Below are 25452 nucleotides of genomic sequence, written 5' to 3'. Positions count from 1 at the left end.
TCACAATGGAGTTGCAGATCAAGGAAAAAAACGGATTTCAGTACGTTGATGAAGGCACTGGGGAGGTGCTGCTGCTGCTGCACGGCCTGTTTGGTGCCCTGAGCAACTGGCAGGACGTAGTGCAGCATTTCAGCCCCACCTACCGGGTGATTATTCCGCTGCTGCCCATCTACGATATGCCGCTGCTTAAAGCCGGCGTACCGGGCCTCGTCAATTTTGTAGAGGATTTTCTGGCTGAAATCAATCTAACCCAGCCCTGCACCGTATTGGGCAACTCCCTTGGCGGGCACATTGCCTTGGTGTACGCGCTGCAAAACCCAACCCGAGTAAGCCGGTTGGTACTCACTGGCAGCAGCGGGTTGTTTGAGGATGGCATGGGCGGCTCTTTCCCCAAGCGTGGCAACTACGCCTATGTGCAGGAACGGGTAGCCTACACCTTCTACGACCCCGCCGTGGCCACGCAGGAGCTGGTTGATGAAGTGTTCAGTGTTACTAATTCCAACGCTAAGTGTCTGCGCATCATCAGCATTGCCCGCTCCGCCCAGCGGCATAACCTGGCTAAAGAGCTACAAAAGATTCAAGTGCCCACGCTGCTTGTATGGGGCCTGAATGATACCATCACGCCGCCTGTAGTAGCCCACGAGTTCAACCGCCTGATTCGGCACTCGGAACTCCGCTTCCTCGATCATTGCGGCCACGCCCCCATGATGGAGCGGCCCCGTGAATTCAACCACTTGCTGCAGGCTTTCTTGGCCCGCACCAGCATGCCGGTAAGTGTGTAGGAGAGTACTCTCAGGTGCAACCCCTACGCCAGTTCGGCGCTCCTTACCGTACACTAGCGGTAACCTCTGCTTCGGGTAGTTTTCCTGCGTACGGGTAGCTTATATTGCTGGAGCTTTAATTTCGCTTTTGTTCCTTCTCCAATGAATTCCATTCTTGCCGAAGACTTACTGAATCAGATGATTCCGCCTCTGAAGGTGACGGATTCCACGGAGAAGGCTGCCCGCTGGCTGGAGGAGTTTCACGTTGGCCAATTGCCCGTGCTCGATAATCGTCAGTACCGGGGCCTGATTACTGAATCGGACTTGCTGGATAGGGAAGGGGTAGAGTGCCTGCTTGGCAGCCTGCCGCTGAACTACGCCGAAGTACACGTGCAGCACGATCAGCATTTCTATAACATCATTGAACTGGCCGTTCAGAATAAAATTCAACTGGTACCCGTGCTCGATGCCCAACACGAGTATATGGGCGTGGTAACGGTTAGCGACACGCTGGCGGCCTTCGGTAAAGTGCCCGTTACCACTAGTCAGCAGGGTATTCTGGTGCTGGCCATGGAGGAGCGGGATTACTCCCTGTCGCAGATTAGCCGGTACGTAGAGGAAAACAACGCCAAGATTATGAGTGCCCACGTGGCCCAGGATGAGCACGACCCGTACCGCATCCGGCTCACGCTCAAGCTTAACACGCCCAACCTCACGCGCATTATTGCTACATTGGAGCGTTTTGGCTATTCCATTACGGCGCAGTTTAGTGGTACTGGCGAGGTAACCGAGGACGAACAGGAGCGCTACAACGCCTTGCTGCGCTACCTCAATATCTGAGCTTCCTACCCGCGTGCTGCTTTCGGTTCTGCTTTTGTGGCTGGGCGCTTTTTATGCATCACCAGCAGTGGTGCCGTTAAAGCCCGTTCCGCCAGCTGCTTCTTGGCCCGACACGCTACTGCGTGCCGCTTCCGATAGTGCTGTGCTGGCCCAATGCCCGGGCTACCCCTCGCTACGTGTGGGCCGAGTGCTGTTTGTAGGCAATAAGGTAACGAAGGAAACAGTGCTGCGGGCGGAGCTGGACTTTAGGGAAGGCGATACGCTCACCACAGCCAAGCTCGGCCGCCGACTAGAGGCCAACCGCCGCCGGCTTTACAATCTGCAGCTGTTTCACCAAGTGTTGGTGCAGGCCGTGTGCCGCGACGGGGAGCTGACAATACTCTACAGCGTGCAGGAGCGGTGGTACACGTTCCCAGTGCCCATATTCTCGCTGGCCGACCGAAATTTCCGCTCTTGGCTGGACCGCCCCGACCGGTGGCAGCGCGTTGATTACGGCGTACACTTGGTGCGCCGCAACTTTCGGGGCCGCAACGAGCAGCTACTGGGGAACCTGCAGCTAGGCTTCAACCGCAAATATGAGCTGTTCTACGAAGCCCCCGGCTATGGCCGTCGTCGGCGTATTGGGTTTGGGGCCGGCTACTCGTACTACCGCAGCCGCGCGCTGGATTACGCCACCGTCAACGACAGACTCCGCAATCTGCGGCAAGATTCCGGGTTTCCTATTGAGCGCCAGTATGCATCCGTTGGCATCCGCTGGCGTCGTACCGTGCAGCATCTTACCGCGCTGGATGTATCGTATCACTACGAGCAAGTGTCTGATTCCGTCCTGCACTACAATCCGCGCTATTTCCTCAATGGCCCCCGCCGCGAATACGCGGAAATCAGCCTCCTGAGCACCCTCAATCAGCGCAACACCTTCGCCTACCCGCTCACGGGGCAGTTTGCGCAGTTGAACGTCACGTACCGGGCGTTTCTCGCCAACCGCAGCCCGAACATTCTCACGGTACGGGGCCGTTATGCGCGCTACGTAGCGCTGGGCGGACCATTCTATTACAGCGCAGGGGCCACCGGACAGCTCCGGTTTGCCAAAGCGCTTGCCTACCCCGACAACCGCGCTTTTGGCTACGATGTGCTCGTGCGCGGTTATGATGCGTACGTGTTGGAAGGCCGGTATCTGGGTTTGCTGCAGCAGGGACTCACGTACCGGTTGCTGGATGTGGGCAAGCTTCAACTCAACGGTCTGCCTAGCTCTCGCTTCAATAACATCCCGCTGGTTTTTTATTTAAATACCTTTGTTGATGCCGGCTACGTACGCCAGCCAGCCGTACAACCCGGCAACCAATTGCCCAACCGGCTGCTGGCTTCAGCGGGGGTAGCCATGCATTTGGTTACGTACTACGATTGGGTGTTTACGCTGGAATACACCCGTAACCGGGAGCAACAGGGCGGATTCTTCTTCCGCACGCAGTTCCCTATCTGACCGCCTTACCTAGCTCGTGCCTAGGTTATTTTTTTGTTATGAAGATAGCCATTCTCGGCAAGCCCTTCGACGAAAATCAGACTGCTTTCATGCAGGAAATGATAGACGACTTGGTGCGTCGTCAGGCCGAAGTCAGTATTCTGGAATCGTTTCACGCTTACCTCAGCCAGCACATTCAGTTGCCTGCGGGTATTTCCACTTTCCGCCGCGGCGACTCACTAGCCTCCAACCGGTTTGTGCTCAGCATTGGGGGTGATGGTACTTTGCTTGACACTGTGACCCACGTAGGCTCATTGCAGATTCCCATTCTTGGTATCAACACCGGCCGTCTGGGCTTTTTGGCCACCATCTCCCCTGATAAAATAGCCCAGGCCATTGACGCTCTGTTCAAAGGCCACTTTGTGTTGGAAGACAGGAGCCTCATCCGCGTTGATACCGACCCAGATACGTTCGGAGATATCAACTTCGGGCTCAATGAGTTCAGTATTCTGAAGCGGGATACTTCGTCCATGATTGTAGTGCACACCTACATTGATGGCGAATACCTGAATTCCTACTGGGCCGATGGCCTGATTGTCTCTACGCCAACTGGCTCTACCGGCTATTCGTTGAGCTGCGGTGGTCCGGTTATGCTCCCGCAAACGAACAATTTTATTATTGCTCCCGTATGCCCTCACAATCTGAATGTACGCCCCCTGATTGTGTCGGATCGAAGCGTGATTTCGTTTGAAATCGAGGGCCGCAGCAACAATTTTTTGCTGTCGCTCGATTCTCGCTCCAACACCGTGGAGGCCGGTATTCAGATAGCCGTTCGCCGAGAAAACTTTAATGCTCGTCTGGTAAAACTAAACCACGTTAACTTCCTGAGTACCTTGCGCAGTAAGCTAAATTGGGGCTTAGACCGTAGAAACCCCGCCGGGATACCCGTTTAAAGGATAGACATTTTCCGATAAATCTTTTTAAAGTCCACGGCTTCTTCTACTTTTGTCACTCACTGCAACCGTGCCCATACCAGCTTTTTGCACTCTTCCAGATCGATACTACTAACCTTCGTTTAATATGAAGCAATTTTTGACTCACTCTCTGGCCCTGGTGCTGGTCCTCGCGCTGGCAGCGTCTGAGGCGAGTGCACAGCAGTTCAGCAAACGGAAGCAGTACAACTCCGTTGGCCTGACTCTGAACGGCATGGCCTATTTCGGGGATATTACGCCCAAGCCCAGTATTCCCAGCTTCCGAGCCGGCGCTACCCGTCCAAACATCGGCCTATATGCTATGCGCCGTTTCGCTCCGCGTATTTCGGGCCGCCTTTCGCTGTCGTACGGCCGCATTACCGGTGATGATGCTAAAGCAGCTGATCAAAACGACCCGGATGCAAAATTCCGTTACAACCGGAATATGAACTTCCGCAACGACATTCTGGAACTGGCAGTTACCGGCGTTTTCGATTTGATTGAAAACCGTAATAACTACATCAAGCGTCCGGATTTTGTTCCCTATCTGTTTGGTGGTGTAGGTGTAATTCACCATAACCCCAAAGGATTGGTTGGCGAGAACAGCAATAATTTGAGCGCCGGCTCGTATATCAATCTGCAGCCTCTGCGTACTGAAGGGCAGTCATCGGGCTATTCTCTAACCCAGTTTGTGATTCCGTTTGGTGCGGGTGCCCGCTACAAGCTGAACAAAGCTTTTGATGTAGGTATCGAGTTGGGCTTCCGTAAAACCTTTACTGACTATCTTGACGACGTAAGTGGCAATTATGTAGCTCAGAAGAGCAATCTGCAGGGCGATGCTGCTCAGTACTTCGGCTGGGACATCACCAAAGGCACCGCTCAGGTTCCTAACACGTACGACAAGTTCAATCAGGGCGGTCAGATGCGTGGTAAGAGCAACGAAAAGGATTGGTACACCACGCTGGGCCTTTCGGTGAACTACATTTTGGCTCCGCGCGTACGCAACCCCAAATTCAGATAGTCAGCACTGCTGCTGACTGTCACTTTCTCCAACAGTCAGCGTAATGCTAAAATCAGCTTCACATCAAATGCTCCTTATCGCCCTTGGGTCGGTAGGGAGTATTTTTTTTGGCCGCGCAGCGGCCGCTCAGAATACCAGCGAGCTAGGCGTAGGCTTGGGTGGGTTGGTATACAAAGGAGAATTATCGCCGGGTTATCGGTTTCTGAATAACCGGCCGGCCGCTACCGTTTTTTATCGGAAAGATATGTCGGGAGCGGTGACTCTACGGGCCAACGCCTTGGTAGGAATGTTGCGCGCCGATGATGGAACGGTAAAAGGCACGAACGGTAACACCACTCCGCTTGCCGCGTACCGGGCGGCCTACATGAAGGGAAACCTGATTGAGCTTGGAGGGGGAATGGAGTATAATTTTTACGACTACCACAGCCGGGAAGACAAAGTGCACTTTACGCCTTACGTGTTTGTGGGCGTGGCGGGCTTCTTTGCCAATACTACCACTGGTAGCTCAAACCAGGCACAGCTCAACCAGAAAGGAAATGTGCTTAGCGTGGCTATACCCGCCGGGGTAGGGTTCAAATACGCCCTGTCTACGCACTGGAACCTGGGTTTGGAAGTAGGGGCCCGCAAGACTTTTTCAGACCAACTGGACCACATTGATGGTAAGACGCGGGGCCAGGATGATCGGATAGGCAATCCGCACGACCAAGATTGGTACTTCTACAACGGGCTTAGTATCTCGTACACGTTCTATAAAATTCGTTGCCCCGATAAAAGCCAGGAGAAGCGTAAGAAAGAGTAACCGTACTCAGCTTAGCCACGCACCGCCCCCGACGCATGAAGTGTCAGGGGCGGTGCGTATTTTAGCGGGTGTACCGCAAGGGGTTATCAGGCAGAGGGGAATGCAACCATTTGCGTAACTTGCGGCCTCTTTACGCAAAAAGTACCAATGGCCGTCCGGTCCGAACTTGACTCTCAGAATATCCCCGCGCACGTAGCCGTCATTATGGACGGTAATGGGCGGTGGGCAAAGAAAAAAGGCGGCTTACGCATTTTCGGTCACCAGAGTGCCATTACGGCAGTACGGGAAACCGTGGAGGCGGCGGCTGAAGCCGGGGTGCGCTATCTGACGCTGTATGCCTTCTCGACCGAGAACTGGGGCCGGCCCCAGCACGAGGTAATGGCCCTGATGCAACTGTTGGTGCATACCATTCGGCAGGAAACGCCTACGTTGCTGAAGAACAACATTCGGTTGCAGGCCATTGGGCAGATTGAAAACCTGCCGGCTTCATGCCAGAAGGAGTTGGCCGAAGCCATGGAGCTTACCAAAGGCGGCACCCGTACCACCCTGCTGTTGGCGCTGAGCTACAGCGGCCGGTGGGATTTGACGCAGGCGGCGCAGCGGATGGCCGCCGAAGTAGCCGCTGGTCGGCTGCAGCCCGCGCAGATTACGGAAGCTACTATGGCAAGCTTCTTATCAACAGCAGGCATTCCGGATCCGGAATTACTGATTCGCACAAGTGGCGAACAGCGTATCAGCAACTTTTTATTGTGGCAGCTGGCCTATACGGAACTGTTTATTACCGATTTGCTGTGGCCGGATTTCCGGCGCGAGCATTTCTACGATGCCCTGAGAGCGTATCAGCAGCGGGAGCGTCGGTTTGGGAAAACCAGTGAGCAGCTAACCGTTTCGTAATTCCAGAACATGAGTTCTTCGTATCAAAAGCTACTTCCTGCTACTGTACTTGCTTTGGCTTTAGGCGCGGCGGCGGCTCCGGCAGCGCTGGGCCAAGCCCAACCAGCTCCGGCAGAGGGCGAGCAGGGCCAACGGTATACGTTGGGCGGAATCACTATCAGTGGTGCCCGCTACCTCGACCCTAACACGCTGATTGGATTAACCGGTCTGAAAGTTGGCGACCCAATTACTATTCCCGGTGAAGAAATCGGGCGGGCCATCCGGAAGCTCTGGGACCAAGGTATTCTCGGTGACGTAAGCGTAAGCATTGCGCGGGTAGAAGGCAACCGGGTATTCCTGGATTTCAACCTGAAGGAGCGGCCCCGGCTTTCCAAGTTCGAGTTTACGGGTATTGGCAAGGGTCAGGCTGATGAGCTGAAGAACAAGATTAAGCTCATTCGGGGTAAGGTGGTAACGGACGCTTTGCTGAGCAACACCCGCTCGCAGGTGCGCAAGTTCTACACCAACAAAGGCTTCTTGGATGCCAAGGTGAACATTGTGCAGAAGCCGGACTCGGCGCTGTCGAACAGCGTGGTGCTGCTCATCAATGTTGACAAGGGCTCGAAAGTCAAAATCAACGACATCGTATTTGAGGGCAATACGGCTTTCAAAGACGGTAAGCTGAAAGGCAAGTTCAAAAAGACCAAGGAGAAGAAGTTTCCTAAAATCTTCAACTCGGGTAAGTATCAGGCCAAAGAGTTTGCCGACGATAAGCAGAAGCTCATTGAGTTCTACAATAGCCAAGGCTACCGCGACGCCGTTATTGTCTCCGATTCTCTGTCGCGGCAGGGTGACGGGCTGCGCCTCACGGTGAAGGTAGATGAGGGCCCGAAATACTACTTCCGCAACATTACCTGGAAAGGCAACTACCTGTACGATGACAAGACGCTGGCCTCGGTGCTGGGCATCCGGGAGGGCAGCGTGTACAGCAAAGAAACGCTGGACAAGCGCCTGAACTACAACCCTACGGGCCAGGACGTATCGTCGCTGTACATGAACGACGGCTACCTGTTCTTCCAGATTGACCCTGTGGAGACGAAGGTAGAAGGCGACTCCATCGACATCGAAATGCGCGTGACCGAAGGGGTACAGGCGCGCATCAAGGATGTAAACATTGCCGGCAACACCAAAACCTCCGACCACGTGGTTCGGCGGGCTTTGTACACGCTGCCGGGCGAGAAATTCAGCCGGGAAAACCTGATCCGCAGCCAGCGCGAAATTGCGACGCTGGGCTACTTTGACCCCGAGAAAATAGGGTTAAACCCAGTGCCCAACCAAGCCGACGGTACGGTGGATATCAACTACACCGTGGAGGAAAAGCCTTCTGATCAGATTACGCTTTCGGGCGGCTGGGGTGGCTATGCGGGCTTCATCGGTACGGTGGGCTTGGTGTTCAATAACTTCTCCCTGCGCAAAGCAGGCACCCTGCGTAACTGGACGCCCGTGCCGGCCGGCGACGGTCAGCGCCTAGCCCTGAACGTGCAGGCCAACGGGTTGCAGTACCAGGCGTATTCATTCTCATTTACCGAGCCTTGGCTGGGCGGGCGCAAGCCTAACTCCCTGTCGGTGAGCTTGACCAAGACTATTTATCGTCTTGGTACCAACTTCGACGCTAAGACGGGTGCCTTCCTGAAAACCAACGGGGGCAGCGTAAGCCTGGGCCGCCGCCTGCGCTGGCCCGATGACTACTTCACGCTGAGCAATGCCCTGTCTGTGACGCAGTATAAGCTGCAGAATTACACCGCGCTGGGTAATAACTTCTTCCCCAACGGCACTGGTAATGCTACCAACGTGACGTTCAACACCACGTTGTCGCGCAACAGTATTGACAACCCGACGTTCACGCGGCGCGGCTCCTCGCTGTCGTTGAGCGTGAACCTGACGCCGCCCTACTCGCTGTTCCCAGGGGCGCACCCCAGCGTAACGGAGTGGGTAGAATTCCACAAGTGGATGTTCGACGCCTCGTGGTTCTCGCCGGTAGTAGGCAAACTGGTACTCAATACCCGCGCGCACTTCGGATTTATCGGCAGCTACAACAGCAGCCGCCCCATTGGGCCGTTCGAGCGGTTTAAACTGGGTGGCTCGGGCTTGGGCTATGGTGGCTCTAGCAACTTCATTGCCGGTACCGAATACATCGGCCTACGTGGCTACGCCGACCCCAACGATAATAACGCCTTGCCGCCTTCCCGTCAATCATCGGCCGGGGGGGTGGTGTACAATAAATTCGTGATGGAAATGCGTTATCCGGTAAGCCTCAACCCGGCGGCCACGGTGTACGTGCTCAGCTTCGCAGAAGCCGGTAACGCCTTTGAACAATACACCAACTACAACCCCTACAAACTGTACCGTTCAGCCGGGGTAGGGGCCCGCATTTTCATGTCGGCATTTGGTTTGCTAGGCTTCGACTACGGCTGGGGCTTCGACAAAGTGCCGGTTTCTACCCCCGGGCAGAAGCAGGACAAAGGCATGTTCCATTTTATCATCGGGCAGCAGCTGCGCTAATCCCGCCGGCGCCACTGCTTATCTTCACGTATCAGTATGAAACAGTTTGGATTATGGGTGGTGGCGTTGCTGACTTTGCTGGGAACTGCTGCAGTGCCGCACCAAGCGCAGGCACAAAAGTTTGGCTACGTCGATTCAGAGTTTGTTCTGAGCAAGATGCCGGCCTACACGCAGGCTCAGCAGGAACTCAATACCCTGTCGGCTAACTGGCAGAAGGACATTGAGACGCAAAAAAAAGACCTGGATAAGCTGTACCGGAATTATCAGGCCGAAGAAGTGGTTCTTACGGAAGCCATGAAAAAAAAGCGGCAGGATGAGATTTTGAAGAAGGAGCAGGATATCAAAGCCTACCAGAACAAAATCTTTGGGTTCGAAGGTCAGCTTTTCAAGAAGCGCCAGGAACTCACCAAGCCGGTGCAGGACAAGGTGTTTGAGGCCATCGAGAAAGTAGCCAAGAAAAAGCAATTGGCCATTGTGTTCGACAAGTCCGGCGACCTGACTATGCTCTACACCAACCCCATCCATGATTACACGGAGTTTGTGTTGGAGGAACTGGGGTTAGCCTCGGAGGAGCGCAACCAGCCCGGCCAGAAAGGACCCGTGAAAACCGTGGCTACCCCCCAGACACCCGCCACCGATGCTAACGCGGAGGAGGAACCGGTAGCCGGGAAGCAACCCGCCAAAATGCCGGCGCGGCCATCTACCCGAAAAAAGTAACTTTACGCATCTAACTCTCTGACCTTTTTCTTTTTGATGACCACCATGAACAAATTCCGCGTTGCGCTGGCTGCTGCCGCCCTCACCTTCACTACGGCAACGGCTTCGATGGCACAGACGGCCGCACCGCTGAAAATTGGCTATACCAGCGTGGAATACGTGCTGAGCCAGATGCCCGAGAGCAAGCAGATTGAGTCGCAGTTGAAAGATTACAGCACCCAGCTCAAAAACCAGCTGGATGCCAAGCAAAACGATTTTCGCACGAAGCTGGAAGCTTATCAGAAGGGCGGTGCCACCATGCCTGACCCTGTGAAAGCCGATAAGGAGAAGGAACTGCAGAACCTGCAGCAGTCGATGCAGGAGTTCCAGCAGAACGCCGAAATGTCGTTGCAGCAAAAGCAGCAGGCCTTGCTGAAGCCGGCCCTGGACAAGCTGCAGAAGAATATTGACGCGGTGGCCGAAGAAAACGGCTATACGTACATCCTGAACTCCGACGGAGCCAGCCCGGTGCTGCTGCACGGCCCTAAAGACGGCGACGTATCGGACCTGATTCTGAAGAAAATGGGCATTACGCCCGGTGCTGCTGCCCCGGCTGCTCCTAAAGTAACAACGCCCGCTGCCCAGGCTCCTTCGGCCGTACCCGCCGCCAGCAAAACCAAAACCAAGACTAAGAAGTAAGGCCCGGCCACTTCTGAAACATTCTCACAACCGTGCAGCCGGAGCATTTGCTCCGGCTGTTACTGTTTTATAGAACCCCGGTCTTACGGTGTAAGGCTGCAATTCCGCGTTTATAATGGAGCCCGAAGAAGACCTGACCACGTCCTTGCTACCTACTGCTGCCGTGCCGCCGGACGTGGAAATAGAAGAGGAAGGGGATGAGTTGTATGAACACCACCGCATCACGGCCGACCGGCGTCAGGAATTGCTGCGCTTGGATAAGTTCCTGCTGAACCGTCTGCCCAGCACCTCGCGCACCCGTATTCAGAACGCTATTCGAGCTGAAGCTGTGCAGGTGAACGACCGGCCGGTGAAGTCTAACTACCGCGTCAAGCCCGGCGACACCATTACCATTACGCTGCCCGAGCCTCCGCGGGAATTTAAGGTAGTACCCGAGCCTATGGACCTCGATATTCGTTACGAGGATGCCGAGCTGCTCATTGTGAATAAACCGGCCGGGCTGGTAGTGCACCCGGCGTTCGGCAACTGGAACGGTACGCTAGTCAACGGCCTTGCGTATCACCTTCAGAACCTGCCTACCGGAAAAAACGGAGAAATTCGTCCGGGCCTGGTGCACCGCATCGACAAGGATACGTCGGGGCTGCTGGTGATTGGTAAAACGGAATTTGCCATGACGCACCTTTCCAATCAGTTTTTCCACCACACCATTGAGCGTACGTACCTGGCCTTGGTGTGGGGTGTACCCAAAGAAGCAGCCGGTACCATCCGGGGCCATATCGGGCGCAGCCTCAAGGACCGGAAGGTGCAGGCGGTGTACCCAGATGGGGAGCAGGGCAAGCATGCCGTAACGCATTATAAAGTGCTACGCTCCTTCGGCAAAGTGGCTTTGCTGCAGTGCAACCTAGAAACCGGCCGTACCCATCAGATACGGGCACATATGAAGCACATTGGGCACCCCCTGTTCGGAGATGCCACCTACGGCGGCGACAAGATTGTTTACGGTCAGCGTACAGGGTCCTATAAAGCATTCGCGGAAAAAATGCTGGAGCTAATGCCCCGGCAGGCACTTCATGCCAAGTCGTTGGGCTTCGAGCACCCAATCTCGCGTGAGTTTGTCCAGTTTGAAGCCGAATTGCCCGCTGATTTTGAAGCCGTGCTGGCTGAGTGGGATAAGTACGCCGCCGAGCACCTATAAGGCGCTTAGTAGCCGTTGTAAACGCAAAAAGGCCCGCTACCAAGTAGCGGGCCTTTTTCTTGCACTGTACGCGCTAATTATTTGCGCTTCACAGGCGCCTTAGCGGGGGCTTTGGCTGGTTTCGTAATTTCAGCAATGGCCGTTTTGGCTTGCTGGTCGTTAGGGTCCAATGCCAGGGCCTGCTGCCAGTAGGGGAGCGAAGTAGTCTTGTCGCCTTTCTGGTAGTAGTAGTAGCCCAGGTACTTGTTGGCCTCAATCAGGCCCGACTTATACTTGCTTGCATCTTCAGCGGCACCAGCTACTTTGATGTACTGCTCATAGTACGGTTTGGCAAGACCCTGCTTCGAGTCCTTATCCTGGTTAGCATTGGCGCGGGCGCGCATCTGGTAACCGGGAATGTAGTTCGGACGTTCCGTCAGTACTACGCCGTACAGACTGTCGGCTTGGGCATACTGGCCATTCAGCTCATATGCACGGCCCAAGTACACCTTATCCGTCAGCTCACCGCCCTTGTTAGCAGCCATCCGGGCTTTCAGAGTAGTAATGGCATTTGGGTAATCCTTAGCCGCCAGGTAGGCCTGCGCCAGCTCGTTCTGCAACTCTGACGCTTTCTTGGGGTCAGCGTCGATAGCCTTCTTGATGATGGCTGCACCTTCAGTGGTTTTGCCACCTTTGATCAGCATCTTACCGTAGTACACGTTGTCCTCGGTAATTACTTTGTTGTTGGCTTGAGCTACGTCCAGGTACTGCTGCATAGCAGCCAGGGCCTCGTCGTTTTTGCCGGTTTCGTAGAGGCTGTAGGCCCGCAGACGAAGCATGGTCAGGTTTTTGGGGTCTTTCGCCAACACTTTGTCTACCTCCGTCAGTGCTTCCGGATACTTCTTGGTCAGGTACAAGAAGGACGCGTTTTTAGCATCTGTGGTCGAAGACTTCTCAGCCAACGAGGTATACTTCTGGAACTGCGACAAAGCATCGTCGTAACGGCCCGCGAAGTAGTACGTCTCAGCCAGCGAGTTGTAAGCCGGGGCGTAGTTGGGGTCGATGCTGATGGCCTTGTCGAAGTTGGTTTTTGCTTCGTTGTACGTACGAGCACGCATGTTCAACTGACCCTTACGCACGTACGCCTGCACGTTATTGGGGTCGGCCAGTGAGGCCCGCTCGTAGCTGTTCATGGCTTCACCACCACCCGTTTCCGACTTCAGATAGATGTCGCCGCGCGCAATCATCAGAGCTGGGTCATCTTTGCCTTTGTTCAGCTTTTCGCCAGCACTCACGTACTGCAAAGCCTTGCCGGTGTCTTTCACATTGGATTCCGCGTAAGCCTGCGCAATCATCGTGTACACCTTCTGGTCTTTGCCTTTAGAGGCCTTCACGGCGTTGTCAAACTGAATTTCAGCTTCGGCAGTTTTCCCCTGCGCCAAGGCAGCGCGACCAGCGGCTACCATCGTCATGGGGTCCTTCTGGTTCAGCGAAACCCGGTTGAAGTAGTAGGCAGCTGAGTCGGGCATGTCGCGCATCTGATACAGGCGACCCAACTCAAAGTTCGTTTCATTCGACTGCGGAGCACGGAGTAGTGCGGACCGAGCCTCACCGTAGCGTTCCAATTCAATGGCTTTCTGGGGGCTAGTCTGAGCAAGAGCGGCCGAACCGGTAACTGATAAAGCGGCGAGGAGCGTGAGCTTCCAGGGCTTGAGGTTCATGTGCAAAAGGTTTAGTGAAAAGTCGTTGGAGAGGGAGATGAGCAAACTTAGTTGGGCTTTACTTCTACCATGCGAACCTGACCGGTTGCAGGCATCAAGCCCGATTTCAGCATAATGAGCTGACCTTTATTTCCTGCCAGGAAGGATGCAAAACCGGTGCCAAGTCCGGCCCTAGCTTCCCGGCTTATTACGTACAGCTCTCGGCGCAACGGATATTTCTTCTGAGCTAAGTATCCTTGGTAGGGCTGAATATAGTCTTCGGGAGTTGACCCGGTGGCTTTCGGACTAATTGCCACCACGCGCACGCGCTTCAGAAACTTCTGCACAGCTGAGTCGTCCCGGTCACTAATCCAGTTCACTCCAATTACGCCAATAGCGCTGGGATGAGTAGCAACGTAATCGAGCAGCGCTGGGTTCGATTTGGAGGCATATACTCCTTTCGTAAGAGCCGCGCCCCGCGTAACGGAGTCCTGCACGAAGCGAGCAGTACTGGAGTTGTTATTGTCAAACACCGCCGTAATGCCACCCAGTGTATTGGTACCGCTGAGCTGTTTCCACTGCGTGAACTGGCCCGTAAAAATGCCTTTTAGCTGCGCCATGGTCATCAACGAGTCAGGGTTGCTGGGGTGCACTATAATAGCCACTCCATCAACCCCAATCCGAATGGCGCGGGGAACAATCTTTAATTGCTGAAACCGGCTTTCCTCATCAGCCGATAACCTCCGGGCCACTACGGCCAGCCGAATACTGTCAGCCATAAACGCCTGCATTACGTCTAACTCGGGCCGGTAGCTGGCATTTACGTGGGCATCCGGGTACAGCTTCTGGAAGGTATCAACCTGTGACTTCAGGATAGGCGCAAACGTTTCATCTATCCCAATGCGGATAGTACCGCTGGTAGGGGTATCAAGCGGCTGCGAGGAGCCGGAAGATGAGTTATTACCGCAGCCCGTCAGCCAAGTGCCTAACACGAGGCAGGCGCCTGCACCTAAAATCTTAGCGTGCGTCATCTTGGTTTTTTTTGAAATGTTGCCGATAGGTGCGGACAAATCTAATGATTCCGTAAAATACGAAGACTGCCGCCAGCAGATAGCGAGGCGTAGTAGGAAGATTGAACGCCCCAGCCGGTGCCAGCCAGAGGACTACCCCCAAGGCTACGTAAAGCACCGACATAACGAGCGTAAAATAACGGACCACTGACGATTGGCTACGATTGCCAAGTCGTTCGTGGGTGGGAGGCAGGTCAGACATAGTAGGTAAGATGAGCAGGTAAGTATCCAGTAAACGCCAGTTTGCGGCTATTTTGTTCAGCAGGTTACTACCCAGCTACGGATTACACCGCAAAAAAAGCCAAAAAACAGCTGGTTGAAAGCAAACCAGCTATTTTTTGACTTCCTAAAAATCAATTCAACTACGGCTATATGTAAACCAGGCCTACTCGTATTTGAAGGTGATGGGCAGGGAATACCGTACCGGCACCGCATGGTGATTCTGATACCCGGGCTTCCAAGCCGGCATCTGCCGGATTACGCGGCTGGCCTCCTCGTCAGTGCCAAATCCCAGCCCTTTCAGCACGGTTACATCCTGAATGGTGCCATCGGCATTCACAGTGAAGGAAATAAACACTTTGCCCTCCACCCCGGCCCGAAGCGCCTGGGACGGATAATGCAGATTACGCTGCAGATATTTGGTCAAAGCGGCCGTTCCGCCTGCAAATTCCGGCATTTCCTCTACATGGATGAAAGGCTCGGTTACGGCTGGGGCGGCAGGTTTTGAGGCTGTATCATTGCCCGTGCCAATACCTTCCAAGCCCCCAATACCAGTCTGGGGAACCGTACCAACTGCTACCGGGCCGTCAATGGGTGACGCAGTAAGCTGGTCTTCCGGCTTGTCGATGGGGGCTTGGTCATCCGGAACAATACGGCTTGGAAAGACACGAGGCGGCGTCACCACTATTGTGGGGCGGGCAGTTGGTGCCACTGGCTGCACCGTCTGTTCAATCTTGGGGTCTCGAATGAGCGTTACTACCGGTATTTCTACCGGAACCTCAACCACCGGCGGAGCGGCGGGCCAGATGCGCTGTACCACTACTGGCACAGCTAATAGCAGGGCGGCCAAACTAACCCCGATGATTGAGGCCTTTCGGATATGCTGGCCATACGTTTGGCGGAGCACATACGCTCCATACGCTTTGTTGCGCCCCTCAAATACAATGTCGTCGAGGGAGGGGAGGGCGGTGTGTGGGGATGTGGTCATGATATATAAGGGATAAGTGAATGAAGAAATCGGCACAAGTTCTTACCTAGCCAGTTATAGCATAACGGATTCTTATCGGCTGGCTTTCAACTACTCAACGGCTATATATGAGGCGATAGTATGTGTGCCGCATAATTTTTTCAGCGGTACAGAAAGCAAAAGCCCCAAACCAGGCTTCTGCCTGATTCGGGGCTTCTGAGTGTCAGTGGCCGGAGCCGCTGAGCAGGTAGCTTACTTGATAGCGAAGGTTACGGGCACCGTGTAATACACGGATACAGCGCGACCATTTTGCTTACCAGGAGTAAAGCGGGGCAGGTTTTTGATAACCCGTAGCGACTCTTCGTCGCAACCGGCACCAATACCCTTCTGTACTTCCGCATTCGTAACCGATCCATCGGGACCTACTACGAACTTGATAAATACGCGGCCTTCAACCTGGTTGCGCAGTGCCATGGCGGGGTACTTGATGTGCTCAGCAATGTACTTGAGCAGTGCCTCCTGGCCACCGGGAAATACCGGCATTTGTTCAACGTAGGTGTAAGGCTTAGTTTCCACCACTTCCTCTACCGCTTTCGTGCCTTCACCGGGTTCCAAACCAGCCAAGTCGGCGGGGTTGTCGGTGTTGCCTTTCACGGTTTCGTTAGCTACCACCTTTTCCTTCAGCTCTTCCTGGTCCGGAATTTCTTCCTGCTTTTGCACCTCGTTATCCTTTTTGATAACCGGCGGTACAAATTTTACCGTGGTGAGCTTGGGTGGCGGTGGTGGCGGCGCGTCTGGTGGTGGCGGCGGTGGGGGTGGCGGCTTAGTCGCATCCAGCGGCGGCGCTTCCAGCACGTTTACCTTCAGCATTTTCTCATCCGCCACTACTTCGTCTTTCTTCAGCATACGCGCCACCAGAGGAAACGCAATGAAAAGAGCAAACAGCGCAATAGAGATGAGAACGGCGCGGGTAACGTGCTTGCCGTAGATCCGCCGGATTACGTAGGCTCCATAGGCCTTATTGCGCCCCTCGAAAACGATGTCGTCGAGAGTTGCTTTGGCCAACTGTGCGTTGTCCATCATAATCCAGAAGATTGAATAAGTTCTTCGTCGGGTTTCGTGATGTTCACCAGCGCATACTTTTTGGTATTCGTGATGTTCATCTCATCCAGAATATCGACCATGTTCTTATAGTTCGACTTGTCGACTGGCTTGATCAGCACAACCAGTTGCGGGTTGCGGTTGCGCTGCAAAAGCACTTTCCGAATGCCATCGGCACTATAGTTGGAAAGTTTCAGCTCTGGCTTTTGGGAAGCGCTCAACAGGCCATCATAGTAATAGACCTTGTTGTTCTCGCCCAACAGTACCGTCAGAGCATTGGATTCTTTGATTGCCGGGGGCTCCGGATCGTTCGGCTTCGGCTTTACCGGCATGGCTACTTCCATAACGGTAGGCTTGCTGAACGTCGTCGTCAACATAAAGAAGGTCAGAAGCAGGAAGGCCAAGTCCACCATCGGGGTCATGTCGATTTTGGTCGACATTTTCTTGGCCCGCTTCTTACCTCCTTTACCGGAGTCGGCCTGTTGTTGTATTTCTGCCATGTCTGTGCGGGTTACTTACCGGCTACGGGTTTCGTTTCCAGGTCGGTAATCAGTTCGAACTTGTTAATGTTCTTTTCCTGCATCAGCTGGATGACCTTTCTCACAGTCGGTACGTCGGTCTTGCTGTCACCTTTAATGGCAACGAAAGCCGGCTTACCGTAGGCTGATTTCACGCTTAGTCGCTGAGCGGTTTGTACCCATTCCATCAGCTGGTTGTTTACCGAGTCAGCCGGAACACCTTCCTGCTTTACATTCTTGCGCTGCTCGCTGTCGAGGCTGAGCAGGGCAGGCATTTTCTCGATAGGGGTACCAAAGCTGGAGGCAACGCCTTTAAAGGCCTGGATCTGCGAAGGCGTGAAGCTCACACCGTATTTCGCGCCCACTTGCGTCAGCAAATCAGACTTGATAGCGTCGTCATCAACACCGAAAAACACGCGCTTTTGGTCGTCCACCGCAATGGTGATTACGTGCGACTCCGGCAGGCGAATTTCCGAGGTTGAAGACGGCGTGTCCACCACCACGGCCTCTTCCGGGGCAAACTTGGTGGTGAGCATGAAGAAGGTCACCAGCAGGAAGGCCAAGTCCACCATCGGGGTCATATCCAACGACGGCGAGGTTCTATGAGGCTTTACTTTAGGCATTGCTGGTGTTGTTGAAAAGCGTACTTCAGAAACGAATTGGCGTGCGCTTTAGTGCTCAGCTGAGCACTAAAAATTACGCAGCGTGGTGTTCGGTTTCGCCGTGCTGCGCAGCGAAGGTCTGAATGATGCTGAAGCCAGCTTCGTCGATGCTGTAGGTCAGCTCGTCAATTTTGCTGGTGAAGAAGTTGTAGGCAACGATGGCAATAGCCGAGGTACCGATACCCAGAGCGGTGTTGATCAGAGCTTCCGAGATACCGTTAGCCAGACCTACTGCGTCAGGAGCACCACCTTGAGCCAGAGCCGAGAAGGCCTTGATCATACCGAATACCGTACCCAGCAGACCTACCAGCGTGGCGATAGAAGCCAGGGTAGAGAGGATAACCAGGTTTTTCTCCAGCATGGGCAGTTCCAGAGCGGTCGACTCTTCGATTTCCTTCTGGATAGCCAGTACTTTCTGGTCTTTCTCCATGTTGCGCTCACGAGCCATCTCCTGGTATTTGCCCAGACCGGCTTTCACTACGGCAGCTACCGAGCCTTTCTGCTGGTCGCAGGCGGCAATAGCACCGGTGATGTCGTTTACGTTCAGCTTCTGACGCACGGTGCGTACGAAAGCTTCAATGCTCTTGGTGCCTTTAGCACGACCAATAGTCAGAGCGCGCTCAATCGAGAAGATGATTACGCACAGGAACATGGTCATCAGCACGGGTACCAGTACACCGCCTTTGTACACGATGCCGAAGTAGTCACCAGCAACGGGGTTGTTATCGTGGTTGCCGCCTTGGAAGTGGCTGCCGTCGCCCATTACGAATACGTAGATAACTACGCTGAAAACGAGGGCAAACAGGATGGCGAAAATTGCAAACGCAGACGAGCCACCGCTTTTAGCATCGCCCTTCGGCGCTGGAGCAGCAGCGGGCCGGGCCGCGGGCTTGTTCATGGCATTCTTTTGTTCCATTGTTCCGGAGAATTAGTGGGTTGTTGGTGAAAGGTTGACGTACGTGTGAAAAAATGAAAAAAAGTGGCTGTTCGGTTTTGCCGGGAAAGTTACTCACCCGCACCCCACTAACGCGGGATGGGTCTGCTCGTGAGCAAAGTCAGTGACAAAAACAGAACTAGCCTTGGCAAACCTAATTAAAAAACCTGAGTGCCGCCAAATGAAAAATGGGTTTAAACGCTTTAAAACCATGTGCACCTCAAAAAAAGGCTATTTTGTTTGCGGTTTTGGCAAGCTGACTACGGCAATTGTTTTGCTTGGTTCCAGTACACATCCATCTGGGCCAGGGTCAGGTCGCGCAGAGCATGGCCATCGGCCGCTGCCTGGGTTTCCAAGTGCTGAAAGCGCTTAATGAACTTACGGTTAGTGCGTTCCAGGGCCTCCTCAGGGTTGATGCCCGCGTGTCGGGCAAAGTTGATGAGGGAGAACAGCAAATCGCCAAACTCGGCAGCAGCCCGCTCGAAGCTTGCCTCGGTGGGGTCGGCGGCAAATTCCTGCTGAAACTCGGCCAACTCCTCCTGCACCTTTTCCCATACCTGCTCCGGCTTCTCCCAGTCGAAGCCAGCCCCACGGGCTTTTTCCTGAATGCGCATGGCCTTTACCAGAGCCGGTAACGAGGAAGGCACGCCACCTAATACGGAGGAATTTCCTTTTTCCTGCAGCTTAAGCTGCTCCCAGTTGCGCTTTACGGCTTCCTCGTCATCAGCCTGTACGTTGCCGTAGATATGCGGATGCCGGAAAATGAGCTTTTCGCACTGGGCGTTTAGCACGTCGGCAATATCGAAGGCACCCTGTTCACTGGCTATCTTAGCGTAGAACGTCAGGTGCAGCATCACGTCGCCCAACTCCTTTTTCAGGTCGGGCAGGTCGTGGCGGATGATGGCGTCGCTGAGTTCATAGGTTTCCTCAATGGTGAGGTGACGCAGGCTTTCCAGGGTTTGTTTCCGGTCCCAGGGGCACTCAGCCCGGAGGCGGTCCAGCACATCAAGCAGCCGGCCAAAGGCTACCAGCTGCTGAGGCCGACGGGCAGAAGAAGTGTATTCCATTACCTCAAATATACAACGCTCGGCGGCTTTCACTGTTCCTACATGCAAGCGGGGGCAGACAGAACATCCGTCAGCCCAATTCTTTCGTAGGGAAACCAGCTTTAGTTGGCTACTTTTGCGGCCTCATTTCCTGCGTTTCGCACCTCAACACAGCAACTCTACAGTGGCACTGATCAAATCTATTTCGGGCATCCGGGGAACCATTGGCGGAGCCGCCGGCGACGGTCTGACGCCCATTGACGTGGTGAAGTACGCAGCCGCTTTTGGCACCTGGGTACTACAGCAAACCGATAACAATACCATCATCATCGGCCGCGACGCCCGGCTTTCCGGAGACATGGTAAGCCGGCTGGTAGCGGCGACACTACAGGGCCTGGGCATCAATGTTATTGATCTGGGCCTGAGCACTACCCCAACCGTGGAAATGGCCGTGCCGGCCAAGCATGCGGGCGGCGGTATTATTCTGACGGCCTCGCATAACCCCAAGCAGTGGAATGCCCTGAAGCTTCTCAACAGCAAGGGCGAGTTTATCTCGGATGTGGAGGGCAAGCAAGTATTGAACCTTGGCGACTCAGAGGCCTTCGAGTTTGCTCCCGTGACCAAACTGGGCAGCTACTCCACCGACGATACTTTCCTGCAAGAGCACATCAACGCCATTCTGGCCCTGCCTTTGGTAGACAAGGCGGCTATTCAGGCCAAGAACTTCCGGGTGGTGGTGGATGCCGTAAACTCCACCGGTGGCTTTGCAGTGCCCATGCTGCTGGAGCAACTGGGCGTGGAGGTGATTGAAAAGCTGTTCTGCGAGCCAACCGGCGACTTTGCCCACAACCCCGAGCCGCTACCCGAGAACCTGCGCGACATTGCGCGGGTGCTGGAAAAAGGCTCGTTTGACCTAGGCATTGTGGTAGACCCCGACGTGGACCGCTTGGCTCTGGTGAATGAAGACGGTACTATGTTCGGCGAGGAATACACGCTGGTAGCCGTGGCTGATTACGTGCTGCAGCAACTGGGCGGTGGCAACACCGTGAGCAACCTGAGCAGCACCCGCGCCCTGCGCGACGTGACCGAAAAGCACGGCGGCCAATACGCCGCTGCCGCGGTGGGTGAGGTGAACGTGGTGAATAAAATGAAGGAAACCGGTGCTGTAATTGGTGGCGAGGGCAACGGTGGTATCATCTACCCCGAACTGCACTACGGTCGTGACTCTTTGGTGGGTATTGCGCTGTTTCTGAGTCATCTGGCTAAAACCGGCCTGACCATGACGCGCCTGCGGGCTTCGTACCCGAATTACTTCATCTCGAAGAACAAGATTGAGCTGACCCCCGAAATCAATACCGACCAGGTGCTGGTAGAAATGGAGAAGCGCTACGCCAAGCAGCCGGTGAACACCATCGACGGGGTGAAAATCGAGTTTGACAAGGAGTGGGTGCACCTGCGCAAGTCCAACACGGAGCCCATTATCCGGATTTACGCCGAGTCGGACTCGAATGCCACGGCCGACCATTTGGCAAACAAAATCATCGGCGACATCAAGGAAATAATCAGCCAGTAAGCTGCGACCGGTTTCCTGAGGAAGCCGATTAAACGAGCCATCTGCCCCAAATACTAGCGGGAGCAGATGGCTCGTTGCTTGTTCGGGTGCAGCTTGTGCGGCTTGGCCCAATGGAAACCACTATTTTTGCGGGCGCTTTTCCTTCCTGCGTTTCCATCTGCTTTCCGTTTTGTTTATGAACGTGTATTTCGACAACGCCGCTACCACGCCGCTGGACCCCGAAGTGCTGGATGCCATGCTGCCGTTTCTGCAAAATCACTTCGGCAACCCCAGCAGCATTCACGGTCACGGCCGGCAAGTACGCGCCGCCATCGAAAACGCCCGCAAAACCATTGCGCACCTGATCAATGCTGCGCCGGCCGAAATTGTATTTACCTCCTGCGGAACTGAGGCTGACAACTACGCTGCTTTTGGCTCGGTACGCACCTTAGGCCTGCAGCATGGCATTACCTCGCCGCTGGAACACCACGCCGTACTGCACACCATGCAGGCCCTAGAAAAACAAGGTATGCAACTGAGCTACCTGCGCCACGATGCGCAGGGCCGCCTCGACTTGGCCCACCTCGATGAGCTGTTGGCCAGCAACCCGCGTACGTTTGTGAGCCTAATGCACGCCAACAATGAAATTGGCAACCTCAATGATATTCAGGTTATTGGCGAAATCTGTGCCCAGCACAACGCCGTATTCCATACTGATACGGTGCAGACGATGGGCCACTACCGTCACAATGTGCAGCAGCTAAAGGCTAACTTTCTGGTAGGCTCGGCCCATAAGTTTCATGGCCCCAAAGGCATCGGGTTTCTGTACCGTCGTTCGGGCCAAACGGTAGACGCTCTGATACATGGCGGCTCACAGGAGCGTAACCAGCGGGCTGGTACCGAAAATGTGTACGGAATTGTAGGTCTAGCCAAGGCGCTGGAAATTGCCTACCGTGAGATGGCTGAGCATCAGCGCCACATACAGGGGCTAAAAGACCGGTTTATTGAGCGGCTACGGCAGGAGATTGATGGGGTGGAGTTCAACGGCACTTCTGCCGACGCCGACCAGAGCCTATACACGGTGCTGAGCGTAAGCCTGCCACCTTCGGAGCTGAACGAGATGCTCCTGTTTAACCTCGATATCAACCACGTATCAGTATCGGGTGGCTCAGCGTGTACCAGCGGGGCTAATGCCGGCTCGCACGTGCTCAATGCCCTCAACGCCGACCCCAACCGGGGCACCATCCGCTTCTCGATGAGCAAGTACAATACGGCTGAGGAAGTTGATTACGCCGTTGAGCAACTGGCCAAGATGTACCGCAAGGTGCCAGCGTAAGTCCGTGGCTGTGTTAACCTGTTTTCCGGGCCCCGCTCTGCTAGTCAGGTGCGGGGCCTGCTTGTTTTTGGAAAGATGGGGATTTGGCCAATGCATCATAATTTGTCCCGGCCACGTAAGGTCTCGCGTCTTTTCTTCTCTTCCGGTTATATGGCTGATATCAATATTCAACGCAAAAAAAATACTCCTAGTCCGTGGTTGCTGCTGCTGATAGTGCTGGCGGTGGTAGGCATCGGGGCGTACTTTCTGTTTCGGGCCGAAACTGCGCCGCCTACCGATGAGCGAGCCCCTGCTGGCTCAGGCATTCCAGCCCCGCCTGATAGCACGACTGGCGCTGAAACCGGTCCAGCCCCAGCTAACGACGCCGTGGGCGATATGGCGGCCGAGGAGGCCGCGCCGGTTACGCCAGCCGTGCTGACGGCTTTTGCCCAAGGCGACGCGTCTAAGCCAACGTATGGGCAAGAAGGACTGCGGCTTCTGACCTCCGCACTGGTAGAGTTGGCCGACCGGGTTGATCTGCAGGACCCCACGGTGCAGACCCGCCGCGACGACCTGACCAGTGCCACCAGCCGCCTGGGCGAAGCCGGTACCAGCCTGCGGCCCGGCTATGTAGCCGCTGCTTCCCTGATACAGGCAATCCAGCAAAAAGCCTACCCTGAACAGGAAAAAGCCGTTCGGCAGCTTGCCACGCTTACGGAGGGCCTCAGTGGCCGCAGCACAACCTCCGAGGAGCAGCAGCAGGTGAAAGCCTATTTTCAGCAGGCCGCTGAGTTGGTACAGGCCCTGAACGAGCCGCCTCAATAATCCTTTTCCGCCATACTCATTTCCGCCGAGTCATTCTTGCCCTATGGATACTACGCCTGATCCGATACCGTCTGCCGAAGGAATGCACCTGCGCCGCCTGCGCGACCTAACTGAATTTGAAGTAGCCGATGGCAACCCCGATGTGCGGGGCTGGTCGGTGCGCGGGGCCGATGGCCGGCAGTTTGGGCAGGTATACGAACTGATTGTAGATGAGGACGCACTGAAGGTGCGCTACTTGGATATTGAGTTGGACGACAGCCTGAGCATAAATGAGCGGGACCGGCATATTTTGCTGCCAATTGGCGTGGCTGCGCTGGATGAAGAGGCTAACAACGTGTTTGTACCCTCCCTCACGGCCCAGAGTGTACTAGAGTATCCGCCCTATGTGGAAATTCAGATTACCCGCCAGTACGAGGAAGCTATGCTACGCGCCCTGAATTTGCCACTGCCAGCTCCGGCCAGCGCCGATTTTTATGGACAACCGGTGTATGATGGTTCTTCCTTCTATCAGCGCCGCAAGCTAGGATAAACTATCAGCCCCTTCCTAACCAAAAGAAAAGCCCTGCAACGTGATATTGCAGGGCTTTTCTGTAGGCTTGCATGTAAAAGATTAGTGGTGCCGAATCATATCCGTTACGGCTTCTACCCACAAAGGGGAGGAGTTGAGGCTGGGTACAAGCTGCCAGTGTTTGCCGCCGGCTTCCTCAAACATTTCCTTGAATTCTTCGCCCACCTCAATAGTGGTTTCCAGGCAGTCGGCCACAAAGGCGGGGCTGAAAGCCAGCACGTTGTGGATGCCCCGCTCCGGGAAGGTTTTCAGTACTTCATCGGTGTAGGGCTGCAGCCACGGGTCGCGCAGGCGGCTTTGCAGGCGGCTCTGGAAGGAGGTGGTGTACTGCTCGGGGCTGAGGCCTAAAGCCGCGCCCAGTTGGCGCGAGGTTTCAAAGCACTGGGCCCGGTAGCAGTAGCGGTTGTTCTTGTTATAGCTGTTGCAGCAGTTGCCCAGCTTGCAGTAGCCTTTGTGGCTGCCCTTCAGCACGTGCCGCTCCGGAATACCGTGGTAGCTGAACACCACATGGTCGTAGTTATGCTTGTCCAGCTCCGCCTTACCCAAGGCTGCGAAGCTGCGGATAAAGCCTGGGTCATCCACAAACGTGCTGATGAAGCTGATGCTGGGCACCACCCACCACTTGCTCACAATGTCCATCACCTTTTCCTGCACCGAGCCAGTGCTGGCGGCGGCGTACTGCGGAAACAGCGGCAGCACAATGATGCGCTCCACCGCCGCGTCGCGCAGCTCCTGCAACGCCCGCTCAATGCTGGGGTTCTGGTAGCGCATGCCAAAGGCCACCAGGTAATCGGGGCCGAGCTGCTCCTGCACCAGCTTCTGCAAATCGAGGCCGTGGTAGAGTAGAGGAGAGCCCCGGTCCTTATCCCAGAGCTGCTGGTACACCTTAGCCGATTTGGGGGCCCGCAGCGGCACCACCAGGCCCCGGAACAAGGGGTAGCGCACGGCGGCCGGCATGTCAATTACGCGGGCATCCGTCAGAAACTCGTTGAGGTAGCGGCGCACGTCGGGCGTGTTGGGCGAGTCGGGCGTGCCCAGGTTCACGAGGAGCACGCCAATGCGGCCTTTGGAAGAAGCAGATGAGGGCATAAAGAGGTGATAAGCCGGCCATTATGGCCAA

At 55.0% G+C, this 25452-nt stretch carries 25 protein-coding genes; 15 read left to right on the top strand and 10 right to left on the bottom strand.

Features of this window, described 5'->3' with window-relative positions:
- The first annotated feature begins 5 nt into the window (after window positions 1-5).
- The 11 genes from LF252_RS16380 (at window position 6) to LF252_RS16330 (ending at window position 11876) form a co-directional block, all read left to right on the top strand.
- Window positions 6-782 carry an alpha/beta fold hydrolase gene (locus tag LF252_RS16380; protein ID WP_226270663.1) on the top strand — a complete coding sequence of 259 codons (777 nt, stop codon included), beginning with the start codon at window positions 6-8 and terminating at the stop codon, window positions 780-782.
- A gap of 141 nt (window positions 783-923) precedes the next feature.
- The gene (locus LF252_RS16375) at window positions 924-1601 is read left to right on the top strand and encodes a CBS domain-containing protein (protein ID WP_226270662.1); all 678 of its coding nucleotides are present in this window, start codon (window positions 924-926) and stop codon (window positions 1599-1601) included.
- A gap of 13 nt (window positions 1602-1614) precedes the next feature.
- On the top strand, window positions 1615-3081 hold the full coding sequence (locus LF252_RS16370) for a POTRA domain-containing protein (RefSeq protein WP_226270661.1): 1467 nt from the start codon (window positions 1615-1617) through the stop codon (window positions 3079-3081).
- Window positions 3082-3119: 38 nt separating this feature from the next.
- Window positions 3120-4013 (top strand): NAD kinase, encoded by an 894-nt coding sequence (locus LF252_RS16365; protein WP_226270660.1) that lies wholly within the window; start codon window positions 3120-3122, stop codon window positions 4011-4013.
- A gap of 127 nt (window positions 4014-4140) precedes the next feature.
- Window positions 4141-5052, top strand: a complete 912-nt coding sequence (locus LF252_RS16360) for a DUF6089 family protein (RefSeq protein ID WP_226270659.1) — start codon at window positions 4141-4143, stop codon at window positions 5050-5052.
- Between the two features lie 43 nt (window positions 5053-5095).
- Window positions 5096-5851 (top strand): type IX secretion system protein PorG, encoded by a 756-nt coding sequence (gene porG / locus LF252_RS16355; RefSeq protein ID WP_317197866.1) that lies wholly within the window; start codon window positions 5096-5098, stop codon window positions 5849-5851.
- 147 nt (window positions 5852-5998) lie between these two features.
- Complete coding sequence (locus tag LF252_RS16350; protein ID WP_226270657.1) at window positions 5999-6745, top strand: isoprenyl transferase; 747 nt, start codon at window positions 5999-6001, stop codon at window positions 6743-6745.
- Window positions 6746-6754: 9 nt separating this feature from the next.
- Window positions 6755-9286, top strand: a complete 2532-nt coding sequence (bamA, locus tag LF252_RS16345) for an outer membrane protein assembly factor BamA (RefSeq protein ID WP_226270656.1) — start codon at window positions 6755-6757, stop codon at window positions 9284-9286.
- Window positions 9287-9322: 36 nt separating this feature from the next.
- Complete coding sequence (locus LF252_RS16340) at window positions 9323-10003, top strand: OmpH family outer membrane protein (RefSeq protein ID WP_226270655.1); 681 nt, start codon at window positions 9323-9325, stop codon at window positions 10001-10003.
- Window positions 10004-10048: 45 nt separating this feature from the next.
- Window positions 10049-10681 carry an OmpH family outer membrane protein gene (locus LF252_RS16335; protein WP_226270654.1) on the top strand — a complete coding sequence of 211 codons (633 nt, stop codon included), beginning with the start codon at window positions 10049-10051 and terminating at the stop codon, window positions 10679-10681.
- A gap of 115 nt (window positions 10682-10796) precedes the next feature.
- A complete protein-coding gene (locus LF252_RS16330; RefSeq protein ID WP_226270653.1) occupies window positions 10797-11876 on the top strand; it encodes an RluA family pseudouridine synthase in 1080 nt (359 codons plus the stop codon).
- A 77-nt stretch (window positions 11877-11953) separates the two neighbouring features.
- Here the strand turns inward: LF252_RS16330 and LF252_RS16325 are convergent, their stop codons facing one another.
- The 9 genes from LF252_RS16325 to mazG form a co-directional block, all read right to left on the bottom strand.
- On the bottom strand, window positions 11954-13576 hold the full coding sequence (locus LF252_RS16325; RefSeq protein WP_226270652.1) for a tetratricopeptide repeat protein: 1623 nt from the start codon (window positions 13574-13576) through the stop codon (window positions 11954-11956).
- 47 nt (window positions 13577-13623) lie between these two features.
- A complete protein-coding gene (locus LF252_RS16320; protein ID WP_226270651.1) occupies window positions 13624-14586 on the bottom strand; it encodes a PstS family phosphate ABC transporter substrate-binding protein in 963 nt (320 codons plus the stop codon).
- Window positions 14573-14827, bottom strand: a complete 255-nt coding sequence (locus LF252_RS16315) for a hypothetical protein (protein WP_226270650.1) — start codon at window positions 14825-14827, stop codon at window positions 14573-14575. The genes LF252_RS16320 and LF252_RS16315 overlap by 14 nt, the downstream gene beginning before the upstream one ends.
- Before the next feature lie 183 nt (window positions 14828-15010).
- On the bottom strand, window positions 15011-15832 hold the full coding sequence (locus LF252_RS16310; RefSeq protein WP_226270649.1) for an energy transducer TonB: 822 nt from the start codon (window positions 15830-15832) through the stop codon (window positions 15011-15013).
- A gap of 231 nt (window positions 15833-16063) precedes the next feature.
- Window positions 16064-16894: an energy transducer TonB gene (locus LF252_RS16305; protein ID WP_226270648.1), complete on the bottom strand. Its 831-nt coding sequence runs from the start codon at window positions 16892-16894 to the stop codon at window positions 16064-16066.
- Window positions 16891-17412, bottom strand: coding sequence for an ExbD/TolR family protein (locus tag LF252_RS16300; protein WP_226270647.1), 522 nt, complete (start codon window positions 17410-17412; stop codon window positions 16891-16893). The genes LF252_RS16305 and LF252_RS16300 overlap by 4 nt, the downstream gene beginning before the upstream one ends.
- Window positions 17413-17423: 11 nt before the next feature.
- Complete coding sequence (locus tag LF252_RS16295; RefSeq protein WP_226270646.1) at window positions 17424-18053, bottom strand: ExbD/TolR family protein; 630 nt, start codon at window positions 18051-18053, stop codon at window positions 17424-17426.
- Window positions 18054-18126: 73 nt separating this feature from the next.
- On the bottom strand, window positions 18127-19008 hold the full coding sequence (locus LF252_RS16290; RefSeq protein WP_226270645.1) for a MotA/TolQ/ExbB proton channel family protein: 882 nt from the start codon (window positions 19006-19008) through the stop codon (window positions 18127-18129).
- 278 nt (window positions 19009-19286) lie between these two features.
- A complete protein-coding gene (mazG, locus tag LF252_RS16285; protein WP_226270644.1) occupies window positions 19287-20093 on the bottom strand; it encodes a nucleoside triphosphate pyrophosphohydrolase in 807 nt (268 codons plus the stop codon).
- Between the two features lie 163 nt (window positions 20094-20256).
- On the opposite strand from mazG, the gene glmM reads away from it, so the two are divergent.
- The 4 genes from glmM to LF252_RS16265 all read left to right on the top strand — a co-directional run bounded on the left by glmM (window position 20257) and on the right by LF252_RS16265 (window position 24293).
- Window positions 20257-21645 carry a phosphoglucosamine mutase gene (gene glmM / locus LF252_RS16280; protein WP_226270643.1) on the top strand — a complete coding sequence of 463 codons (1389 nt, stop codon included), beginning with the start codon at window positions 20257-20259 and terminating at the stop codon, window positions 21643-21645.
- 175 nt (window positions 21646-21820) lie between these two features.
- Window positions 21821-22960: a cysteine desulfurase family protein gene (locus LF252_RS16275; RefSeq protein WP_226270642.1), complete on the top strand. Its 1140-nt coding sequence runs from the start codon at window positions 21821-21823 to the stop codon at window positions 22958-22960.
- Window positions 22961-23110: 150 nt separating this feature from the next.
- Window positions 23111-23764 carry a hypothetical protein gene (locus LF252_RS16270; RefSeq protein WP_226270641.1) on the top strand — a complete coding sequence of 218 codons (654 nt, stop codon included), beginning with the start codon at window positions 23111-23113 and terminating at the stop codon, window positions 23762-23764.
- Window positions 23765-23807: 43 nt separating this feature from the next.
- Window positions 23808-24293, top strand: coding sequence for a PRC-barrel domain-containing protein (locus LF252_RS16265; protein ID WP_226270640.1), 486 nt, complete (start codon window positions 23808-23810; stop codon window positions 24291-24293).
- Between the two features lie 81 nt (window positions 24294-24374).
- Here the strand turns inward: LF252_RS16265 and hemH are convergent, their stop codons facing one another.
- Window positions 24375-25421, bottom strand: a complete 1047-nt coding sequence (gene hemH, locus LF252_RS16260; protein ID WP_226270639.1) for a ferrochelatase — start codon at window positions 25419-25421, stop codon at window positions 24375-24377.
- Window positions 25422-25452 lie beyond the last annotated feature (31 nt).

Source organism: Hymenobacter pini, assembly GCF_020421205.1.
In the GTDB taxonomy this organism is placed as follows: Bacteria; Bacteroidota; Bacteroidia; order Cytophagales; family Hymenobacteraceae; genus Hymenobacter; species Hymenobacter pini.
The sequence above is the reverse complement of the archived record's forward strand: the minus strand, read 5'-3'. Positions and strand labels throughout refer to the sequence as shown.

Bases quoted from the DNA above. Each gene is read 5' to 3' on its own strand.
- porG (WP_317197866.1), top strand. From the start codon at position 5,096: ATGCTAAAATCAGCTTCACATCAAATGCTCCTTATCGCCCTTGGGTCG.
- LF252_RS16275 (WP_226270642.1), top strand. From the start codon at position 21,821: ATGAACGTGTATTTCGACAACGCCGCTACCACGCCGCTGGACCCCGAA.
- LF252_RS16365 (WP_226270660.1), top strand. From the start codon at position 3,120: ATGAAGATAGCCATTCTCGGCAAGCCCTTCGACGAAAATCAGACTGCT.
- LF252_RS16270 (WP_226270641.1), top strand. From the start codon at position 23,111: ATGGCTGATATCAATATTCAACGCAAAAAAAATACTCCTAGTCCGTGG.
- LF252_RS16290 (WP_226270645.1), bottom strand. From the start codon at position 19,008: ATGGAACAAAAGAATGCCATGAACAAGCCCGCGGCCCGGCCCGCTGCT.
- LF252_RS16360 (WP_226270659.1), top strand. From the start codon at position 4,141: ATGAAGCAATTTTTGACTCACTCTCTGGCCCTGGTGCTGGTCCTCGCG.
- LF252_RS16315 (WP_226270650.1), bottom strand. From the start codon at position 14,827: ATGTCTGACCTGCCTCCCACCCACGAACGACTTGGCAATCGTAGCCAA.
- LF252_RS16320 (WP_226270651.1), bottom strand. From the start codon at position 14,586: ATGACGCACGCTAAGATTTTAGGTGCAGGCGCCTGCCTCGTGTTAGGC.
- LF252_RS16325 (WP_226270652.1), bottom strand. From the start codon at position 13,576: ATGAACCTCAAGCCCTGGAAGCTCACGCTCCTCGCCGCTTTATCAGTT.
- bamA (WP_226270656.1), top strand. From the start codon at position 6,755: ATGAGTTCTTCGTATCAAAAGCTACTTCCTGCTACTGTACTTGCTTTG.
- hemH (WP_226270639.1), bottom strand. From the start codon at position 25,421: ATGCCCTCATCTGCTTCTTCCAAAGGCCGCATTGGCGTGCTCCTCGTG.
- LF252_RS16295 (WP_226270646.1), bottom strand. From the start codon at position 18,053: ATGCCTAAAGTAAAGCCTCATAGAACCTCGCCGTCGTTGGATATGACC.
- LF252_RS16380 (WP_226270663.1), top strand. From the start codon at position 6: ATGGAGTTGCAGATCAAGGAAAAAAACGGATTTCAGTACGTTGATGAA.
- LF252_RS16305 (WP_226270648.1), bottom strand. From the start codon at position 16,894: ATGATGGACAACGCACAGTTGGCCAAAGCAACTCTCGACGACATCGTT.
- LF252_RS16265 (WP_226270640.1), top strand. From the start codon at position 23,808: ATGGATACTACGCCTGATCCGATACCGTCTGCCGAAGGAATGCACCTG.
- LF252_RS16330 (WP_226270653.1), top strand. From the start codon at position 10,797: ATGGAGCCCGAAGAAGACCTGACCACGTCCTTGCTACCTACTGCTGCC.
- LF252_RS16375 (WP_226270662.1), top strand. From the start codon at position 924: ATGAATTCCATTCTTGCCGAAGACTTACTGAATCAGATGATTCCGCCT.
- LF252_RS16300 (WP_226270647.1), bottom strand. From the start codon at position 17,412: ATGGCAGAAATACAACAACAGGCCGACTCCGGTAAAGGAGGTAAGAAG.
- LF252_RS16310 (WP_226270649.1), bottom strand. From the start codon at position 15,832: ATGACCACATCCCCACACACCGCCCTCCCCTCCCTCGACGACATTGTA.
- LF252_RS16350 (WP_226270657.1), top strand. From the start codon at position 5,999: ATGGCCGTCCGGTCCGAACTTGACTCTCAGAATATCCCCGCGCACGTA.
- LF252_RS16335 (WP_226270654.1), top strand. From the start codon at position 10,049: ATGAACAAATTCCGCGTTGCGCTGGCTGCTGCCGCCCTCACCTTCACT.
- LF252_RS16340 (WP_226270655.1), top strand. From the start codon at position 9,323: ATGAAACAGTTTGGATTATGGGTGGTGGCGTTGCTGACTTTGCTGGGA.
- mazG (WP_226270644.1), bottom strand. From the start codon at position 20,093: ATGGAATACACTTCTTCTGCCCGTCGGCCTCAGCAGCTGGTAGCCTTT.